The 18,349-nt window shown below is 74.8% G+C and carries 14 protein-coding genes; 9 read left to right on the forward strand and 5 right to left on the reverse strand.

The features are described from left to right. Positions 1–31 precede the first annotated feature (31 nt). A complete protein-coding gene (locus tag EV189_RS14620; protein WP_165400317.1) occupies positions 32–2,179 on the forward strand; it encodes a putative bifunctional diguanylate cyclase/phosphodiesterase in 2,148 nt (715 codons plus the stop codon). A gap of 81 nt (positions 2,180–2,260) precedes the next feature. Further along, a complete protein-coding gene (locus tag EV189_RS14625; RefSeq protein WP_130493645.1) occupies positions 2,261–3,988 on the forward strand; it encodes a DNA repair helicase XPB in 1,728 nt (575 codons plus the stop codon). 89 nt (positions 3,989–4,077) lie between these two features. On the opposite strand, the gene EV189_RS14630 is transcribed toward EV189_RS14625, so the two are convergent. Beyond that, a complete protein-coding gene (locus EV189_RS14630) occupies positions 4,078–4,725 on the reverse strand; it encodes an HAD hydrolase-like protein (RefSeq protein ID WP_130493646.1) in 648 nt (215 codons plus the stop codon). Continuing rightward, on the reverse strand, positions 4,722–6,281 hold the full coding sequence (locus EV189_RS14635; protein WP_130493647.1) for an alpha-amylase family glycosyl hydrolase: 1,560 nt from the start codon (positions 6,279–6,281) through the stop codon (positions 4,722–4,724). The genes EV189_RS14630 and EV189_RS14635 overlap by 4 nt, the downstream gene beginning before the upstream one ends. 248 nt (positions 6,282–6,529) lie before the next feature. On the opposite strand from EV189_RS14635, the gene EV189_RS14640 reads away from it, so the two are divergent. Next, the gene (locus tag EV189_RS14640; protein WP_231116404.1) at positions 6,530–7,114 is read left to right on the forward strand and encodes a biotin transporter BioY; all 585 of its coding nucleotides are present in this window, start codon (positions 6,530–6,532) and stop codon (positions 7,112–7,114) included. Between the two features lie 9 nt (positions 7,115–7,123). Here EV189_RS14640 and EV189_RS14645 read toward each other — a convergent pair whose 3' ends face one another. Next, complete coding sequence (locus EV189_RS14645; protein WP_130493648.1) at positions 7,124–8,191, reverse strand: beta-ketoacyl synthase N-terminal-like domain-containing protein; 1,068 nt, start codon at positions 8,189–8,191, stop codon at positions 7,124–7,126. Positions 8,192–8,229: 38 nt separating this feature from the next. On the opposite strand from EV189_RS14645, the gene EV189_RS14650 reads away from it, so the two are divergent. Beyond that, the gene (locus tag EV189_RS14650) at positions 8,230–8,985 is read left to right on the forward strand and encodes an alpha/beta hydrolase (protein ID WP_130493649.1); all 756 of its coding nucleotides are present in this window, start codon (positions 8,230–8,232) and stop codon (positions 8,983–8,985) included. Continuing rightward, positions 8,982–10,223, forward strand: coding sequence for an ANL family adenylate-forming protein (locus EV189_RS14655; protein ID WP_165400318.1), 1,242 nt, complete (start codon positions 8,982–8,984; stop codon positions 10,221–10,223). Before EV189_RS14650 ends, EV189_RS14655 begins: the two co-directional genes overlap by 4 nt. Here the strand turns inward: EV189_RS14655 and EV189_RS14660 are convergent. Then, positions 10,212–10,781: a TetR/AcrR family transcriptional regulator gene (locus tag EV189_RS14660; RefSeq protein ID WP_130493651.1), complete on the reverse strand. Its 570-nt coding sequence runs from the start codon at positions 10,779–10,781 to the stop codon at positions 10,212–10,214. The genes EV189_RS14655 and EV189_RS14660 overlap by 12 nt on opposite strands. 243 nt (positions 10,782–11,024) lie before the next feature. Here EV189_RS14660 and EV189_RS14665 point away from each other — a divergent pair, with 243 nt between their 5' ends. Genes EV189_RS14665 through atzF form a run of 4 tightly spaced genes read left to right on the forward strand, consistent with a single transcriptional unit; the run spans position 11,025 to position 17,734 of the window. Beyond that, a complete protein-coding gene (locus EV189_RS14665) occupies positions 11,025–11,855 on the forward strand; it encodes an urea amidolyase associated protein UAAP1 (RefSeq protein WP_130493652.1) in 831 nt (276 codons plus the stop codon). Further along, positions 11,852–12,499: an urea amidolyase associated protein UAAP2 gene (locus tag EV189_RS14670; protein WP_130493653.1), complete on the forward strand. Its 648-nt coding sequence runs from the start codon at positions 11,852–11,854 to the stop codon at positions 12,497–12,499. The genes EV189_RS14665 and EV189_RS14670 overlap by 4 nt, the downstream gene beginning before the upstream one ends. 10 nt (positions 12,500–12,509) lie before the next feature. Next, positions 12,510–16,064: an urea carboxylase gene (uca, locus tag EV189_RS14675; protein WP_130493654.1), complete on the forward strand. Its 3,555-nt coding sequence runs from the start codon at positions 12,510–12,512 to the stop codon at positions 16,062–16,064. After that, on the forward strand, positions 16,061–17,734 hold the full coding sequence (gene atzF, locus EV189_RS14680; RefSeq protein WP_130493655.1) for an allophanate hydrolase: 1,674 nt from the start codon (positions 16,061–16,063) through the stop codon (positions 17,732–17,734). The genes uca and atzF overlap by 4 nt, the downstream gene beginning before the upstream one ends. On the opposite strand, the gene EV189_RS14685 is transcribed toward atzF, so the two are convergent. Further along, positions 17,707–18,309: a DUF1684 domain-containing protein gene (locus EV189_RS14685; protein WP_130493656.1), complete on the reverse strand. Its 603-nt coding sequence runs from the start codon at positions 18,307–18,309 to the stop codon at positions 17,707–17,709. The genes atzF and EV189_RS14685 overlap by 28 nt on opposite strands. Positions 18,310–18,349 lie beyond the last annotated feature (40 nt).

Consider the following 18,349-nt stretch of genomic DNA (forward strand, 5'->3'; position numbering starts at 1 on the left):
AGCGTCGCGCGCTCATAGGGGAGGCCACGCGGTGCAGCAGCTCGCCGAGGACGCCAGGCTGGCGGTCCTGGACTCGTACGCCGTCCTGGACACGCCGCCCGAGGCGGCCTACGACCAGGTGACGCGCGCACTGGCGGAGCGCTTCGGGACGAAGACCGCCCTCGTCACACTCGTCGACCGCGAGCGGCAGTGGTTCAAGTCGCGCTGGGGGTTCGAGGAGCGCGAGACGCCGCGCGAGGTCTCCTTCTGCGCCCGTACGATGCACGAGCCCGACCTGCTCGTCGTCCCCGACGCCACCGCGGACCCGCGCTTCCGGGACAACCCCTACGTCACCGGCCCCGACCACGTCCGCTTCTACGCCGGTGCTCCGCTGGTCGACGCGTCAGGAGCAGCGCTCGGCGCCGTCTGCGTCGTCCACGACGAGCCGCGCGAGCTGCTGCCGGAGGAGGCGGAGGCCCTGCGCGCCGCGGCCGAGGAGGTGCGAACCCAGCTGCAGCTGCGGCGCTCGCTGCGCGAGCTCACCGAGCGGGTCACCGGCCGCGCCGACGTCCCGGCCCCCGACCTCCTGCTCGAGCTGCTCGACCGCAGCCCGTCCGGCCTGGCGGTGCTGAGCCCCGAGCTGAAGGTGCTCTGGTGCAACGAGCCCCTCGGCCGGCTCGTCGGGAGCCGCGGCGCCGCGGGTGACGCGCTCGACGACGTCGTGCCGCCCGCAGTCGCCGAGCAGGTCGCTCCGCTCGTCCGCCACGCCATGGCCGGTGCGGAGACGACCGACGTCGAGGTCGCGCTGCGCAGCGAGGCCCGCGAGCGGGTCCTCCGGCTGACGGCGTTCGGGCTGCGCGACTGGCGCGGCGAGCCGTACGCCGTCGGCCTAGGGGTGCGCGACGTCACCGAGCAGCGGCACGCGGAGCACCGCCTGCGCCACCTCGCCGAGCACGACCAGCTCACCGGGCTCGTCACCCGCGCGCGCTTCGAGGAGGAGGTCGAGCTCGAGCTGCAGCGCGCCGCCCGCTACGGCGGCACGCACGGCCTGCTCGTGCTCGACCTCGACAACTTCAAGCACGTCAACGACTCCTGGGGGCACAAGGCGGGCGACGCGCTGCTCGCGGGCGTCGCCGCGGCGCTGCAGGAGCGGCTGCGCGAGACCGACGTCGTGGCCCGGCTCGGCGGGGACGAGTTCGCGGTCCTCCTGCGCGAGGTGGACCTCACGGCCGCGACGGCCCTGGCGGAGTCGCTGGTCTCCGCCGTCGCCGCGGTGCGCGTCCCCGGGGCTCGTACGGGCCGGGCCAGCACCAGCATCGGCGGCTGCGTGTTCGGCGAGGGCTGGGCGGACGCCGCCGCCGTCGTCGTCGCCGCGGACAGCGCGATGTACGACGCCAAGGAGGCTGGGCGCAACCGCGCGGTCGTGCGCGAGCCGCTGCCCGCGGACGAGGCGCGCCGGCGGGGTGGGCGCACGACGTGGACGGAGCGGGTCCGCAGCGCGCTGGACACCGACGGGTTCGCGCTGTGGGCCCAGCCGATGCGCCCGCTGCGCCACGACGGGCGGGACCACTACGAGCTGCTCCTCCGGATGGTCGAGGACGGCGGGGTCGTCGCCCCGGACGCGTTCCTCCCCTCCGCGGAGCGCTACGACCTCATCCAGGCCGTCGACCGCTGGGTCGTCGGGAGCGGCATCGCGGTCGCGGCGCAGCACCCGGACAGCTCGTTCCACCTCAACGTCTCGGCCAAGTCGCTGCGCGAGCCCGGGCTGCTCCGCCTGGTCGACCGCACGATCGAGGAGCACGGCGCGGACCCCGCCCGCATCGTCTTCGAGGTGACCGAGACCGTGGCGATCGCCAACCTCGAGGAGTCGCAGCGCTTCGCGCGCGACCTGCGGGCGCTGGGCTGCCGCTTCGCCCTCGACGACTTCGGCCGCGGGGCCGCGTCGTACTACTACCTCAAGCACCTGCCGCTCGACGTGGTGAAGATCGACGGCGACTTCGTCCGCGACCTGCCGTCCTCCCGCCTGGACCAGCTCGTCGTGTCCTCGGTCGTCGACGTGGCCGCCGAGCTCGGCTGCGAGACCGTGGCGGAGTTCGTCGAGGACGAGGCCACCCTGCAGCTCGTCCAGCAACTCGGCGTCGACCTGGCGCAGGGCTACCACGTGGGGATGCCGGCGCCGAGCGCGCTGCTCGCCGGCTGAGCGCTCGGGAAGCGGTGGCGCCCCGCGGTCGTTGACAATGGCGTACGCGGGAACCGTCCCGCGCGTCTGCGAGGAGCCTGCGTGACCGACGGCCCGCTGATCGTCCAGTCGGACAAGACCCTCCTGCTCGAGGTCGACCACCCGTCGGCCGAGCAGGCCAGGCGCGACATCGCGCCGTTCGCCGAGCTGGAGCGCGCGCCCGAGCACGTCCACACGTACCGGCTCACCCCGCTCGGGCTCTGGAACGCACGCGCCGCCGGGCACGATGCCGAGCAGGTGATCGACACGCTGCTGCGCTACAGCCGCTACTCGGTGCCGCACGCGCTGCTCGTCGACGTGGCGGACACGATGGACCGCTACGGCCGGTTGCGCCTGGAGAAGCACCCCGTGCACGGGCTCGTGCTCATCTCGACCGACCGCCCGGTCCTCGAGGAGGTGCTGCGCTCGAAGAAGGTCGCGCCGCTGATCGGGGAGCGCGTCGACCCCGACTCCGTCGCCGTCCACCCCTCGGAGCGCGGCCACCTCAAGCAGGTGCTGCTCAAGCTCGGCTGGCCGGCCGAGGACCTCGCGGGCTACGTCGACGGCGAGGCGCACCCGATCGAGCTGCTGGAGGACGGCTGGACGCTGCGCTCCTACCAGCGCGAGGCGGTCGAGGGCTTCTGGCACGGCGGCTCGGGCGTCGTCGTGCTCCCCTGCGGCGCCGGCAAGACGCTCGTCGGCGCGGCGGCGATGGCACGCGCGAAGGCGACCACGCTGATCCTCGTGACCAACACGGTCTCGGCGCGGCAGTGGCGCCACGAGCTGCTCAAGCGCACGACGCTGACCGAGGACGAGATCGGCGAGTACTCCGGCTCCAAGAAGGAGATCCGGCCCGTCACGATCGCGACCTACCAGGTGCTGACGACGAAGCGGAAGGGCGTCTACCCGCACCTCGAGGTGTTCGACGCCCGCGACTGGGGCCTCGTGGTCTACGACGAGGTCCACCTGCTGCCCGCGCCCGTGTTCCGCTTCACCGCGGACATCCAGGCGCGCCGCCGCGTGGGGCTGACCGCGACGCTGGTGCGCGAGGACGGCCGCGAGGGCGACGTGTTCTCGCTCATCGGGCCCAAGCGCTACGACGCGCCGTGGAAGGACATCGAGGCGCAGGGCTACATCGCGCCGGCCGACTGCGTCGAGGTGCGCGTGACGCTGACGGACTCCGAGCGGCTGGCGTACGCGACGGCCGAGCCCGAGGAGCGCTACCGCCTCTGCTCGACCACGGCGACGAAGTCGCGGCTCGTGGAGAAGCTCGTCGAGCAGCACAGCGCCGACCGGCTGCTCGTCATCGGGCAGTACATCGACCAGCTCGACGAGCTGGGCGAGCGGCTGCAGGCGCCGGTCATCAAGGGCGAGACGACGGTGAAGGAGCGCGAGCGGCTCTTCGAGGCGTTCCGCTCCGGCGAGATCACCAAGCTCGTGGTCTCCAAGGTCGCGAACTTCTCCATCGACCTGCCGGAGGCGGCGATCGCCATCCAGGTCTCGGGGACCTTCGGGTCACGCCAGGAGGAGGCCCAGCGCCTCGGCCGGGTGCTGCGCCCGAAGTCCGACGGCCGCGCCGCCCGGTTCTACTCCGTGGTCGCCCGCGACACGGTGGACCAGGACTTCGCCGCGCACCGGCAGCGCTTCCTCGCCGAGCAGGGCTACGCCTACCGCATCGTCGACGCGGACGACATCCTCGCGGGCTACGACGCGGACGGCACGAAGCGCGAGCCGGAGGCCGACCAGCCCGAGCCGGAGCAGCCCGGAGCGGACCAGCCCGGAGCGGAGTAGCCCCCGTCCCCCTCCCCCGTGATCATGCAGATCCCGGGGGCGCCCCTCCCCGTGATCATGCACTTCTTGGAGGCGCCCCCTCCCCGTGATCATGCAGATCCTGGGGAGGGGAGCAGGCGCGGGATGTCCGCCGGGGCCTCCGCCACCGCGTACGCGCCGGCGGCCTCGAGCTCGCCCGGAGCGCCGTAGCCCCAGCGCACGCCGAGGCAGCGGACGCCGTGCTGCCCGGCGCCGTGCACGTCGTGCAGCCGGTCCCCGACCATCGTGACGTCGGCGGGGTCGGGGCTGCCCAGCTCGGCGAGCGTACGGGCCACGACGTCGGCCTTGCGGCGCACGCTGCCGTCCCGGGTCGCGCCGCCCACGACCGCGAAGTGGTGCACGAGGCCGAAGCGGTCGAGGATCCGCGCCGCCGTGTCGGCGGGCTTGCTCGTGGCGAGCGCGAGCGTCGCCGTCCCACCGAGCTCCTCGAGCACCTCGGGCATGCCGGGGTAGACGGTGTTCTCGAACAGCCCGGTGGTGTCGTAGTAGGAACGGTAGGCGTGGACCCCCTGCTGCACCGCGTGGTCGTCGAGGCCGAGCGACAGCAGCGTGTCCTCCAGCGGCGGCCCGATCGCGGCGCGCTGCTGCTCCTCGTCGAGCACCGCGAGGCCGAGCCGCTCACTGACGAAGCGCCAGGCGTTGCGGATGCCGACGTACGGGTCGGAGATCGTGCCGTCGAGGTCGAGCAGGACGATCATGCGCGTACCCAGGCTGCGGCGTCGGCGGGCAGACGGCCGGCCGCGTCCAGCGGCTCGCTGCTGAGCAGCAGGTCCCCCTGCAGCGCAACGGGTCCGTCGCCCATGGCGACCACCAGCGCGAAGTCGCCACGGCGCGCCGTCAGCACACCGTCGCGCGCGTCCCACTCCACCTCGTCGTCCACGGACAGCAGTCCCTCCTCGTGCAGGGTGCGCCGCAGCCGGAGCGCGGCGCGGGTCAGGTGCAGGGTCGACGCGGGATCGGCCTCCTGCAGCGCGACACTGAGCTCGCCCCAGCCCTCGGGCTGCGGCAGCCACGACTCCCCGGCGACGGAGAATCCGTTGGCAGTGCTGGGGTCCTGCCGCCACGGGAGGGGTACGCGGCACCCGTCCCGCGTCACCCCGCTGCGGAACCACGCCGGGTCCTGCCGTGCCTCCTCCGGCACGTCGACCTCGGGCAGGCCGAGCTCCTGCCCCTGGTAGACGTACGCCGCGCCCGGCAGCCCGAGCACCGCGAGCAGGGCGGCGCGTGCCCGGCGCAAGCCGTGCTCCCCACCGCCGTAGCGGGTAGGAACCCTTGCCACGTCGTGGTTCTCGACGACCCAGGTCACGGGACGGGCAGTCCGCAGCAGCTCCGCTCCGGTCTCCGCCCAGCTGGCGGCGTCCCACGGCGCGCTGACGAGCGCGAAGGCGAACGCCTGGTGCAGCTCGTCGGGCCGGGTGAAGCGCGCGGCGCGCTCCGGCGAGAGGTTGACCTCGCCCACGAGGACGCGCGGAGGGTCGTAGGAGTCCGCGATGCGCCGCCACTCGCGGTAGACGTCGTGGACCTCCTCCTGGTCGCAGGCGTGCGGATTCCCCCGCAGCCGCATGGGCTCCGGCGCGTACCCCTCGGGCAGGTCGGGCAGCCCCTCGGCCTTGTAGAGCCCGTGCGCGACGTCGATGCGGATGCCGTCGACCCCTCGGTCGAGCCAGAACCGCAGGACACCGCGGAACATCTCGTGCACGCGCGGCTCGCGCCAGTTCCAGTCGTGCTGCTCGGGGGCGTAGAGGTGGAGGTACCAGTCGTCGCTGCCGGGCAGCCGCGTCCACGCCGGCCCGCCGAACACGCTCGGCCAGTCGTTGGGAGGCCCGTCGGCGCTCGTCGCGACGTGGAACAGCGCGCGCTCAGGCGCTCCTGGCCGCAGCGCCGCCTGGAAGAGCGGGTGCTGGTCGGAGCAGTGGTTGGGCACGAGGTCGACGATGACCCGCAGGCCGCGCTCGTGCGCGGCGGCGACCAGGGCGTCGGCGTCCGCGAGCGTCCCGAACAACGGGTCGACGTCGCAGTACTCGCTCACGTCGTAGCCGTGGTCCGCCTGCGGTGAGCGGAAGAACGGCGTCAGCCACACCGCATCTGCGCCGAGTCGCTGCACGTGGTCGAGGCGCGCGGTCACGCCCGGGAGGTCACCGACGCCGTCGCCGTCGGAGTCGGCGAACGAGCGGGGGTAGACCTGGTAGACGACGCCCGAGCGCCACCACTCCGTGCTCGCACGCGTGGCGGTCGTCCCCGACAGGCCGGTCATGGCGCCCATCCTCCACCTCCCCGTGATCATGCACTTCCTAGCACCCCAGGACGTGCATGATCACGGCGAAGTGGGGGCGCCCAGGATGTGCATGATCACGGCGACGTGGGGGGCGGCCATGATGTGCATGATCACGAGGGGGACGCACTGGGGCTCGTCTGTCGCGTGACAGGCACGAAACACGGGTGGTCTAGATTCCTCCCTGCGCGGAGCGCCGCGACGAAGACCGAGACGAGAGGGGCCTCCCCTTGACGACCAACGCCGTCACCCTGCGCCGGGCCGTGCTGCCGCGCAGCTCCGCAGCCACCGAGGCCGCCCTGGTCGCCGCTGGCGTGCTGTTCCTCTGGGCCGGCGCCGCGGTGTCCGTGCCGCTGTGGTTCACGCCGGTGCCGCTGACGCTGCAGACGTTCTCGGTGCTCCTGCTCGCCTCCGCCTTTGGCGCCCGCCTCGGCGTGCTGACGTTCGCGGCGTACTTCGCGGTCGGGCTCGCCGGCGCCCCCATCTTCAGCCAGGGCCACTCCGGGCTCGCCGTGCTGCACCTGCCGAGCGGCGGCTACCTCGTCGGGATGCTGCTCGCGAGCCTGCTCGTGGGCGCGCTCGCGGACCGCGGCTGGGACAAGGAGGTCGGCCGCACGGTCGTCGCCATGGTCCTCGGCAACCTCGTCGTCTACGCGTGCGGCGTGCCGTGGCTCGCGGCAGTCGCGCACTTCAGCCTCGGCACCGCGGTCGCCAAGGGTGCCGTCCCGTTCTTCGTCGGCGACGGCATCAAGATCGCGCTCGCCACGGCCGTGCTGCCGACGACCTGGGCGCTGCTGCGCCGCGCGCGGGGCTGACCCGCGCGATCAGGCGGGGCTGAGCACCAGCGCCGCCAGGTAGCCGCCGAACCCGGCGGAGACCGAGACGACCGGACCGGGGGTCCAGGGCCGCGTGCCCTGGGCCCCCGCCGCGTCGGTGCAGGGGATCTCGGGCGACAGCAGCGCGAGCACCGCCACCGCCGCGTCCAGGGCGCCGGCCGCCGCCATCGTGTGCCCCGTGCTGCCCTTGGTCGCGACGAGCGGCGGCAACGTGCCGAAGACCTCCTGCAGCGCCGCCAGCTCTGCCGCGTCCCCGGCCACCGTGCCCGTGGCGTGCGCGTCCACCGCGGCCACGTCGCCCGGCGCCAGCGACGCGTCCTCCAGCGCGCCGCGGACGACACCGGCCAGCCGGCGCGACGGCTCCACGAGGGCCGCCGGGTCGAAGCCCGCCGCCGACCCCGCCACCCGGGCCAGGGCGGGCGCCGCACCCTCCGGCTCGAGCACGAGCACCGCCGCCCCCTCGCCGAGGACCAGCCCGTCGCCCGCGAACGGCCGCGCCCGTCCGGACGGGGAGAGCGCGCCGAGCCGGCGCAGCGCCGCGGCGTTCGCGTCGGTCGCCGCTGCCTCGGCGCCGCCCACGAGCACGAGATCGCAGCGGCCCGACGCGACGAGCTCCGCGCCCAGCGCCACGGCGTCCGTCCCCGCCGCGCACGCCGTGCTCACCGCGCGGCACGGCCCGAGCGCCGCGACGTCGCGGGCCACCGCCGCAGCCGCCGCCCCGGGCATGAACGCCACCGAGTCCGCCGGCGACACGGACGCGCCCCGGTCCTGCGCGCGGACGGCGCGCTCCCACGCGTACAGCCCGCCGAGGCCCGCTCCCAGCACCACCCCCGTGCGCTCGGGCACGACCCGGCGGCCGCCCAGCGCCTCCCGGGCGGCTGCGACCGCCGCACGGGAGACGACGTCCGCGGACGAGCCGAGCCGCGGGAGGAGCGCGGGGTCGAGCCGGACGACGGGGCCGTCGGCCACCGCGAGCGCCCCGGCGAGCAGGGTCGGGGCGCCAATCCCGAGCGCGCTGACCGCGCCCACGCCCGTGACGACGACCGGCCTGCGCATGCCGGTCAGGCTAGGCGCCCAGCGGCTAGCGTGAGCGCGTGCTGCCCCGCCGTACGCTCCTGCGCGCCGCCGCGGCCGCCCCGCTCACCGCGGTCCTCGGCTGCGGGCACGCGGAGGCGGCAGGGCCGGTCCTGCGGACGACGCGGCACTCCGCGGCCCGCGGCCGCACGGTCGACCTCGTCGTGGTCCGGCCGGCGGGGCCGCGCACGCCGCTCCCCGTCGTGCTCGCGCTGCACGGGCGCGGCGCGAGCCCGCGGACGTTCCTGGACCTCGGGCTCCAGCGGGCGGTCGACGCCACCGGCACGTACGCCGTGGCCGCCGTCTCGGGCGGCGACGCGTACTGGCACCGGAGGGGCGACGACGACCCGCAGGCGATGCTCGAGCACGAGGTGCCGGGCTGGCTGGCGGAGCTCGGCCTGGGGCCCGTCCGCGGTGCGCTCGGCATCTCCATGGGCGGCTTCGGCGCGCTGCTGTGGGCCCGTCGGACCGCGCACCCCGTCGCCGTGCTCAGCCCGGCGCTCTTCCTCGACTGGGGGCAGGCGCGGGCCAGGCACGCCTTCAGCTCCCAGGCCGACTGGGAGGCGGCCGAGCCGCTGCGCCACCTGCCCGCACTCCACGGGCACGGCCTGGGTGTCTGGTGCGGCGCCCAGGACCCCTTCGCCCCCGCCGCGCGCCGCCTGGCGCACGGGACGCACGCGGCCGTCGCCTCCTTCGGCCCGGGCGCCCACGACGCGGCCTTCTGGGGTGCCGAGCTGCCGACGGCCGCCCGCTTCCTCGCGAGCCGCGTCGCGTGAGCCTGCTGGAGGCGGTGCGCGACGCCTGCACGACGTACGCGCCGGAGCCCGCCGTCCGCGAGCTCGCCTCGGGCCGCGTCGTGACCTACGCCGAGCTGGGTCGGCTGCTCGACGGGGCGGACGCGCAGCCGGGGCTGCACGTGGAGACCAGCGGCGAGGACGTCGACACCCTCGTCCGGCTCCTCGCGCGTTCGGGGGCGGGCGGCAGCACGCTGCTGCTCAACCCGGCCGCGGGACCAGCGGTGCACGCCGCGCTCCGCGCCGCCGCCCGCGGGTGGGTGCCCCGCGACGACGTCCACCTCGTGCCGACGAGCGGGTCGAGCGGGACGCCACGCCTGGTCCGCCTGACGCAGCAGGGCATCCTCGCGGCCACGCAGGTCTACCTCGACCGCGTCCCGCTCGAGCCGGGCTGGACCACGGCGTGCCCGATGTCGTTCGCCTCGGTCGGCGCACTGCCCTCGGCGGTGCTGCCCGCCCTGCTCACCGGCGGCACGGCGCTGCTCTGCGCGGGTGCCACGCCCCGGGCCTTCGCCGATGCGCTGGTCAGGCACGACGTGCGGTTCGCCACGAGCTACGCCGCCTGGTGGGAGACGTGCCTGTCCCTGCCCGGCTTCTCGGCTCCCCTGCACACCCTGGCGGTCGGCGGCGCGCCGTGGCAGCACCTGCTCCCGCGGATCCGCACGGCGCTGCCGGCGGCGCGGGCGCTCGGCATCTACGGGCTGACGGAGACGCACGGGCCGGGCGTGCACGGGTTCGGCGACGAGCCTGCGGTCGCCGCGGGCGCCAGCGGTCGTCCCGCCCGCGGGCTCGAGGTGGAGCTGCGCGACGGCGAGGTCTGGCTGCGGGGCGGGCTCGTGGCTCCCGGCTACGTCGGTGGGGGGATGCGCCGCGACGCCGACGGCTGGCTCGGCACCGGAGACGAGGGCGAGCTGGATGCCGAGGGCAGGCTGACCGTGCTCGGGCGCCGCGACGACGTGCTCAACCTCGGCGGCCGCAAGGTCCACCCGCTGCAGGTCGAGTCCGTTCTGGCCGCGCACCCGGGCGTCGTGCGCTGCGCGGTGGTGCGGCGGGGCGACGCGCTCGCCGCGTACGTCATCGGCAGCGCGCGCCCGGACGAGCTGCGCGCCTGGGTGCGCGAGCAGGTCGCGGCCTACGCCGCGCCGCGCGAGGTCCACCTCGTCGACGCCCTGCCGCTGCTGGCCAACGGGAAGGTCGACCGCGGCGCCCTACGCGGCTGAGCCGCGCAGCATCCGCAGCGCCGCGTCGGCGACGGCCTGCTGCAGCCCCTCGACCGGCGGGAGCTCCGGCACGTCGCGGCGCAGCGCGATGATCCCCTCCACCAGCCCGAGCACGAGGTCGGCGGTGACCTCCGGCACCCCGTCCCCGAGCGCGCGGCGGGCCAGCGAGGCGTACGCCTCGCGCAGCTGCGCCCGCTCCTCCATGAACGGCGCGAACGGCTCGCCGCCGACGTCCGGCAGCGAGTAGAGGATGCCGACGTTGCCGCGCGAGCGCAGCAGCAGCCCCACGTCGAAGCTGACGAGCGCGTGGAGGGCCTCGGGGGCGGGCACGCCCCGCGCGGCGAGGTCGGCGCAGAAGTCCAGCGACGGGCGCACCGTCGAGCGGAGCAGCTCGACGAGGATCGTCTCCTTGCTCGGGAAGTGGTAGTACAACGAGGCCTGGCGGATGCCCACAGCGTCCGCGATCGCCCTGGTGGGGGTCGCGGCGTACCCGCGCTCGGCGAACAGGCGAGCCGCCACGTCGAGGATGAGCTCCCGCGTGGACGACGAGGTCGGCATGCCGCGATCGTTCCACAACCGCGTCTGCGGCAGGCGCTTTCGCGCACAGGACCCTGGCCGAAACACTCGACGCCCATTCGCTTACGCGAACGTTACAGAGCGGAAACCACGGCACCACAGCAGAAGGGGAGCCTGTCATGTGACAGGTTCTCCTTCCCTGAAAGGGATCGCCATGGCCCTCGACGCCCCCGCGACCCGCCCCGGCAGCGTGGCACCGGCCCCGCGGACGACCGGCACCGGCGCATGAGCACCGCCACCACGGCGGGTGCCCGCGCCCACGCCCGGTCCATGGCCGGCACCGTCGTCGAGGCGATGCCCGTGCTGCCTGCCACGGCTGCGGCACCGCCGGCGGGCGTGGATGCCATCGACCTCGTCCGCGCCGAGACCGTGGCGGGCGGGGGCTACACCTCGCTCACCGTGGCGAGGGGCACCACGCTGCGCCTCGAGGACCTCACCGGCGACGCCTGCGCGCACGTCGTCCTGCTGAACGCGGCCGGCCCCCACGAGCGGCTGAACATCGCCGACACCGTGAAGGTCCTCTGGCAGGCCTACGTCACGACCGGGCACCTGCTCCTGTCCGACCAGGGCCGCGTGCTGGCCTCCGTCGTCACCGACACCTCGGGCCGCCACGACACGTTCTGCGGCACCTCGACGAAGGCGCGCAACGAGCAGCGCTACGGCGACGGAACGGCCTTCGGACCGACACCCGCCGGGCGCGAGCTCCTCACGCTGGCGGCGGCGAAGCACGGCCTGAGCAAGCGCGACCTCCCGCCCAGCATGGCATTCTTCCAGGGCGTCCGCGTCGACAGCGCGACGGGGACGTTCGCGTGGCTCGGCTCCGCCGGCCGGGGTGCGGTCGTCGAGCTGCGCGCGGAGATGGACCTGCACGTGCTGCTCGCGAACGTGCCGCACCCGCTCGACCCGCGCGCGACGTACGAGACCGGCCCGCTGCGCCTGCACGCCTGGCGCGGCGAGCCGACGCGGCCGGGCGACGAGCTGTGGGGGCTGACCCCGGAGGGCGAGCGCGCCTTCCTCAACACGCAGGACTACCTGGCAGCACGGGGGATCTCATGACCACGACGACCACCGCACTCGCCCTCGTCGCCGGCGACGTCGTCCTCGACGAGACGGTCCCGGCCCGCGCGCCGTGGTCGGCCGTCGTCCGCGCCGGGCACGTGCTCACCATCGTCGACCTCGGCGGCAACCAGGCCGTGGACTGCCTGTTCTACGACGCGCACGACACCGCCGAGCGCTACAGCGCGCAGGACACGATCGCCGCGCAGGGCGGCATCTTCCTCACCACCGGCAGCGTCCTGCTCAGCAACGAGGGCGCTCCGCTCGTCACCGTGGTCGCCGACGAGGTCGGACGCCACGACACCGTCGGCGGCGCGTGCAGCAAGGAGTCCAACACCCTGCGCTACGGCCACCACACGCAGCACCAGCACGCCTGCGTCGAGAACTTCCTGCTGGAGGGCGCGAAGTGGGGCCTCGGCAAGCGCGACCTCGTGAGCAACGTCAACTGGTACATGAACGTCCCCGTCGACCCCGACGGCAGCCTCGGCATCGTCGACGGCATTTCGGCCCCCGGGCTGCGCATCGCGCTGCGCGCCGAGCGCGACGTCCTCGTCCTCGTGTCGAACTGCCCGCAGATCAACAACCCCTGCAACGGGTTCGACCCCACGCCGGTGCGCATGGTCGTCACCGCACCGTCGAGCTGAAGGACCGGTCATGACCTTCGACACGCTGCTCGTCGCCAACCGCGGCGAGATCGCCTGCCGCATCCAGCGGACCGCGAAGCGGCTCGGCCTCAAGACGGTCGCCGTCTTCTCCGACCCCGACCGCTCCGCGCCGCACGTGCGCATGGCGGACGTGGCCGTACGCCTCGGCCCCGCGCCGTCGCGCGAGTCCTACCTGCGCACGGACGCGATCCTCGACGCGGCGCTGGCCAACGGCGTCGGCGCGATCCACCCGGGCTACGGCTTCCTGTCCGAGGACGCGTCCTTCGCAAGGGTGGTCGAGGCCGCGGGCATCGTGTTCGTCGGCCCGACACCCGAGCAGCTCGAGGCGTTCGGGGCGAAGCACACGGCCCGCGCCCTCGCCGCTGCAGCAGGCGTGCCGATGATCGAGGGCACCGACCTCCTTCCCGACGTGGCTGCCGCGCTCGAGGCCGCCGGCACCATCGGCTACCCCGTGATGCTGAAGGCGACCGGCGGTGGTGGTGGCATCGGCATGCAGGTCTGCCGCGACGCCGCGGAGCTCGCCGACGCGTACGCGCGGGTGGAGCGGATGGCGGCGGCGAGCTTCGCCAGCAGCGGGGTCTTCCTCGAGCGGTTCGTCGAGCGGGCGCGCCACGTCGAGGTCCAGGTGCTCGGCGACGGGCTCGGCGGCGTCGTCGTCCTGGGTGACCGCGACTGCAGCCTGCAGCGGCGCAACCAGAAGGTCCTCGAGGAGGCGCCGGCACCGAACCTGCCCGACGCCGTGCGCCAGGCCCTCCACGGCTCCGCTGCGGCGCTCGCCGCGTCCGTGCGATACCGCTCCGCCGGCACGGTCGAGTTCGTCTACGACGCCGAGCGCGAGGTCGCGTCCTTCCTCGAGGTCAACGCCCGCCTGCAGGTCGAGCACCCCGTCACCGAGGAGGTGTTCGGAGTCGACCTGGTCGAGAAGATGCTGCGGCTGGCCCAGGGTGAGACCGGTGTCGTGCAGGAACCCCTGCAGCAGAGCGGGTTCGCCGTCGAGGCGCGGGTCTACGCGGAGGACCCGACACGCGGCCACCAGCCGAGCGCCGGCCTGGTCACGAACGTCAGCTTCCCCGACGACGTCCGCGTGGACGGGTGGGTGGAGGCCGGCACCGAGGTCACCACGGCGTACGACCCGATGCTCGCGAAGGTCATCGCGACCGGCAGCACCCGCGAGGAGGCGTTCGCCCGGCTGCGCGAGGCGCTCGTCGCCACGCGCGTGGACGGCATCGAGACCAACCTGGGGCTGCTGCGCGCGTCGCTGGCGGACGAGGACGTGCTGGCAGCACGGCACTCCACCTCGACGCTCGGCGGCATCGACGACGCCGAGCCGCGGATCGTCGTGGAGCGGGCCGGGACGCAGACGGCCGTGCAGGACTGGCCGGGGCGCGCGGGCCTGTGGGAGGTCGGCGTCCCGCCCAGCGGGCCGATGGACGACCTGTCCTTCCGCCTCGGCAACCGCGCCCTCGGCAACCCCGAGGGCGCACCCGGCCTCGAGTGCGCCGTCGACGGGCCGGCCCTGCGGTTCACCTCCGGCACCACGGTGTGCATCACCGGCGCCCCGGTCACGGTGACGGTGGACGGCGTGCTGGTCCCGCAGTGGGAGCCGGTCGACGTCCCCGCCGGCGCGACGCTCGACGTCGGGCGCGCGGACGGGCCCGGCCTGCGCGTCTACGTGCTGGTCGCCGGCGGCCTCGACGTCCCGGCCTACCTCGGCAGTGCCAGCACCTTCACCCTCGGCCAGTTCGGCGGACACGGCGGGCGGAACCTCCGGCTCGGGGACGTCCTGCGGGCGGCAGCAGCGCCCTCGAGCACCCGAGAGCCGGTGACCGCGCCGACGCTCACCCACGCGTGGGAGATCGGCGTCGTCGAGGGCCCGCACGCGGCGCCGACCTTCTTCACCGACGAGGACATCGCGACGTTCTACGCGACCTCCTTCGAGGTCCACTTCAACTCGGCGCGCACCGGCGTCCGCCTCGTCGGCCCGAAGCCCCAGTGGGCGCGCACGGACGGCGGCGAGGCGGGCCTGCACCCGTCGAACATCCATGACACGCCGTACTCCGTCGGCGCCGTCGACTTCACCGGCGACACCCCCATCCTGCTCGGCCCGGACGGCCCGAGCCTCGGCGGCTTCGTCTGCCCGGCGACGGTCGTCACCGGCGAGCGCTGGAAGCTCGGCCAGCTGCGACCGGGCGACACGGTGCGCTTCGTGCCGGTCGCCGAGCAGGAGGCCCGGCGGCTGCGCGCCTCCCCCGCCACCTCCCTGCACCGCACGGAGATCGCCGACCAGGGCGTGATCGGGGCGCGCGAGGAGTCGGCCGCCGGTCCGAGCGTGACCTACCGCCGCTCCGGCGACGACAACCTGCTCGTCGAGTACGGCCCCATGGCGCTCGACCTCGGCCTCCGCATGCGCGTCCACGCGCTGATGGACCGGCTGCGTAGCGAGGGTGCCGCGGGGATCGTCGACCTGACGCCGGGGATCCGCTCCCTGCAGGTGAAGCTCGACCCGGACCGGCTGTCCGTGCGTGACGCCCTGGCGCTCGTCCGCGGCCTCGAGGACGAGCTCCCCGCGACCTCCGAGCTCGTGGTCCCGAGCCGCACGGTGCACCTGCCGCTGTCCTGGGACGACCCCGCGACGCGCGAGGCGATCCAGCGCTACATGGCGGGCGTGCGCGACGACGCCCCCTGGTGCCCCTGGAACATCGAGTTCATCCGCCGGGTCAACGGACTCGACAGCGTCGACGACGTCTACCGCACGGTCTTCGACGCGAGCTACCTGGTGCTCGGCCTGGGCGACGTCTACCTCGGCGCGCCGGTCGCGACCCCGCTCGACCCGCGGCACCGGCTGGTGACGACGAAGTACAACCCAGCCCGCACGTGGACCCCGGAGAACGCCGTCGGCATCGGCGGCGCCTACCTCTGCATCTACGGCATGGAGGGACCGGGCGGCTACCAGTTCGTCGGCCGCACGACGCAGGTCTGGTCGCGCTTCCGCCAGGGCGGCGGCTTCGAGGCGGGGTCTCCCTGGCTGCTGCGGCACTTCGACCGCATCTCGTGGTACCCCGTCAGCGCCGAGGAGCTGCTCGACCTGCGGGCCGACACCGCGGCCGGCCGGCACGACGTGCGCATCGACGACGGCTCCTTCGCCCTCGCGGACTACGAGGCCTTCCTCGCCGACAACGCGGGCAGCATCGCGGAGTTCCGGGCACAGCAGGCGGAGGCGTTCGGCGCGGAGCGCGACGCATGGGCCGCGGCGGGCGAGTTCGACCCGCGGCCCGAGCCCCCGGCACCACCTGCGGCAGGCGAGGTCTCCGTCCCGGCAGGTGGTTCGCTCGTGGAGGCGCCCTTCACGAGCAGCGTCTGGCGCGTCGACGTCCGCCCCGGTGACCGGGTACGCGCCGGTTCGCCGCTCCTGGCCCTCGAGGCGATGAAGCTCGAGACCGTCGTCCCCGCCCCGCACGACGCCGAGGTCGTCGACGTGCTCGTCACCCCCGGCACCCAGGTCACCCCTGGCGCGCCCCTCGTCGTCCTCGGGAGCCCCTCGTGAGCACGGTCGACCTCGTCCAGCGCGTCCGCGACGCGTACGCCGCCAACACCGCCGCCGACCGGCCGGAGGCCTGGATCACGTTGCGGGCCGAGGACGACGTCGTGCGGGACGCGGAGGCGCTGCAGGCGCGGGTCGCCGCCGGTGAGGTGCTGCCGCTCGCCGGGAAGCTGCTGGCCGTCAAGGACAACCTCGACGTCGCCGGTCTGCCCACGACCGCCGGCTGCCCCGCCTTCGCGTACGTGCCGGAGCGCAGCGCCACCGCCGTCCAGCGCCTCGTCGACGCCGGCGCCCTCGTGCTCGGCAAGACCAACCTCGACCAGTTCGCGACCGGGCTGGTCGGCACCCGCAGCCCGTACGGCGCGGTGCGCGACCTGCGCGATCCCGAGCGCATCTCCGGCGGCTCGAGCTCGGGCTCCGCGGTCGTCGTCGCCGCGGGTGTGGCGGATCTCGCGCTCGGCACGGACACCGCGGGCTCCGGCCGGGTTCCTGCTGCCTTCCAGGGCATCGTCGGGCTGAAGCCGACCGTCGGCACGGTCCCGAGCGAGGGGCTCGTGCCCGCCTGCCGCAGCTTCGACTGCATCACCGTCTTCGCGCGCACCCTCGACGAGGGCCGCGACGCGCTGCGGGTCATGGCCGACCCGGTCCGCGCCGACGCCCCGCGCGCCGCACCGCCGGCGCCGGTCGTCCTCGTCCCCCCGCGTGAGGAGCTGCTGCACCTCAGCGAGTCCTGGCGCGACGCGTTCGAGGCGGCGGCGAAGACCCTCGAGGCAGCAGGCGCTGTGCTGCGTCCGGTGCACCTCGCTCCGTTCCTCGCCGCGGCGAAGCTGCTCTACGAGGGGGCTTTCGTCGCGGAGCGCTACGCCGCGGTGGGCGAGTTCGTGGACGCGCATCCCGGCGAGGTGGACCCGGTCGTCGCCGGGATCATCGGCTCCGCCAGGGACATCCGGGCCGCGGACTACGTGCGGGACCAGGAGCGCCTCGAGCAGCTCCGGGCCGAGGCGATGCTGGAGTGGGGCGACGCCGACGCCCTGCTCATCCCCACCACGACGGACCACCCGACGATCGCCGAGGTCCGTGCCGCGCCGGTGGCGGTGAACTCCCGGCTGGGCACGTACACCAACTCCTGCAACCTGCTCGACCTCTCGGCCGTCGCCGTGCCCGCCGGTGAGGCCGACGGCCGGCCCTTCGGGGTCACGGTCGTCGCCCGGGCCCACGCGGACGCGGTCGCGGCGGACGTCGCCGCGCTGCTCGGGGGCGCGCCGCTCGCCGACGAGCCGAGCGGGCTGCCGCTCGTCGTCTTCGGGGCCCACCTGCGCGGGCTGCCGCTCAACGGGCAGCTCACCTCCGTCGGCAGCCGCTTCGTCCGTGAGGTGCGGACGACCGCCGACTACCGCCTGCACGCCCTGGCGACGACGCCTGAGAAGCCGGGCCTCGTCCGCGTCGGCGAGGGCGGGGCGAGCATCGCCGGCGAGCTCTGGGACGTGCCCCCCGCGGAGCTCGGGCCGTTCCTCGCGGCGCTGCCGCGCCCGATGGTCCTCGGCACCGTCACGCTCGACGACGGCAGTGCGCTGACCGGCTTCCTCTGCGAGGCGAGCGCGACGGAGGGCGCGCCCGACATCACGGCCACCGGCTCGTGGCGCGCCTACCAGGCGAGCCGCTCGCCCGCCTGAACGGGCCGCTCCAGCCGGTTCTCCGCCGCGGCGAGCGGGCAGACCCAGCGCGAGTCGTAGCGGCACGACGGGTGGTAGGCGAAGTTGAGGTCGATGACCAGCGTGTCCGCGGTCCCGCCGAGGTCGGCGCTCTTCGCCGTGTCGAGCAGGTAGCGCCCCGCGCCGTACGTCGTGGTGCCGGCGGTCGCGTCGCGCAGCGGCACGAAGATGCCCTGGGCGTACTGCTGCAGCTCCCACACCCCGAGGCTCCCCCCCACCGGCTCGGGCAGGTCCACGCGACCGACGAGGCGCTGGACGATCGTGACGTCGCCGGTCGGGACGCGGCGCACCACGCCGTCCTCGACCGGCACCACCGGGAGCTCGAAGCGCACGGCCGGGTCGTAGTCCCAGCACGGCACCCCGGTCTCCCGCAGCGGCGAGTCGGGCGGGAGCGGAGACTGGGCGTGCGTGCGGAGCAGGTCGTCGCGGCCGGCGCGCCACAGCCGGTGCGCCCGCTCGGGGACGGGCTCGGCGCGCACCGCGGCGTACAGCTCGGAGACGCGGCGGCGCCAGTCCAGCAGCGTGAGCTCGTCCATGGCCGCCACACTGCCATCCGGCGTCGCGCGGCGCGCGCTA

Source organism: Motilibacter rhizosphaerae, assembly GCF_004216915.1.
GTDB lineage: Bacteria > Actinomycetota > Actinomycetes > Motilibacterales > Motilibacteraceae > Motilibacter > Motilibacter rhizosphaerae.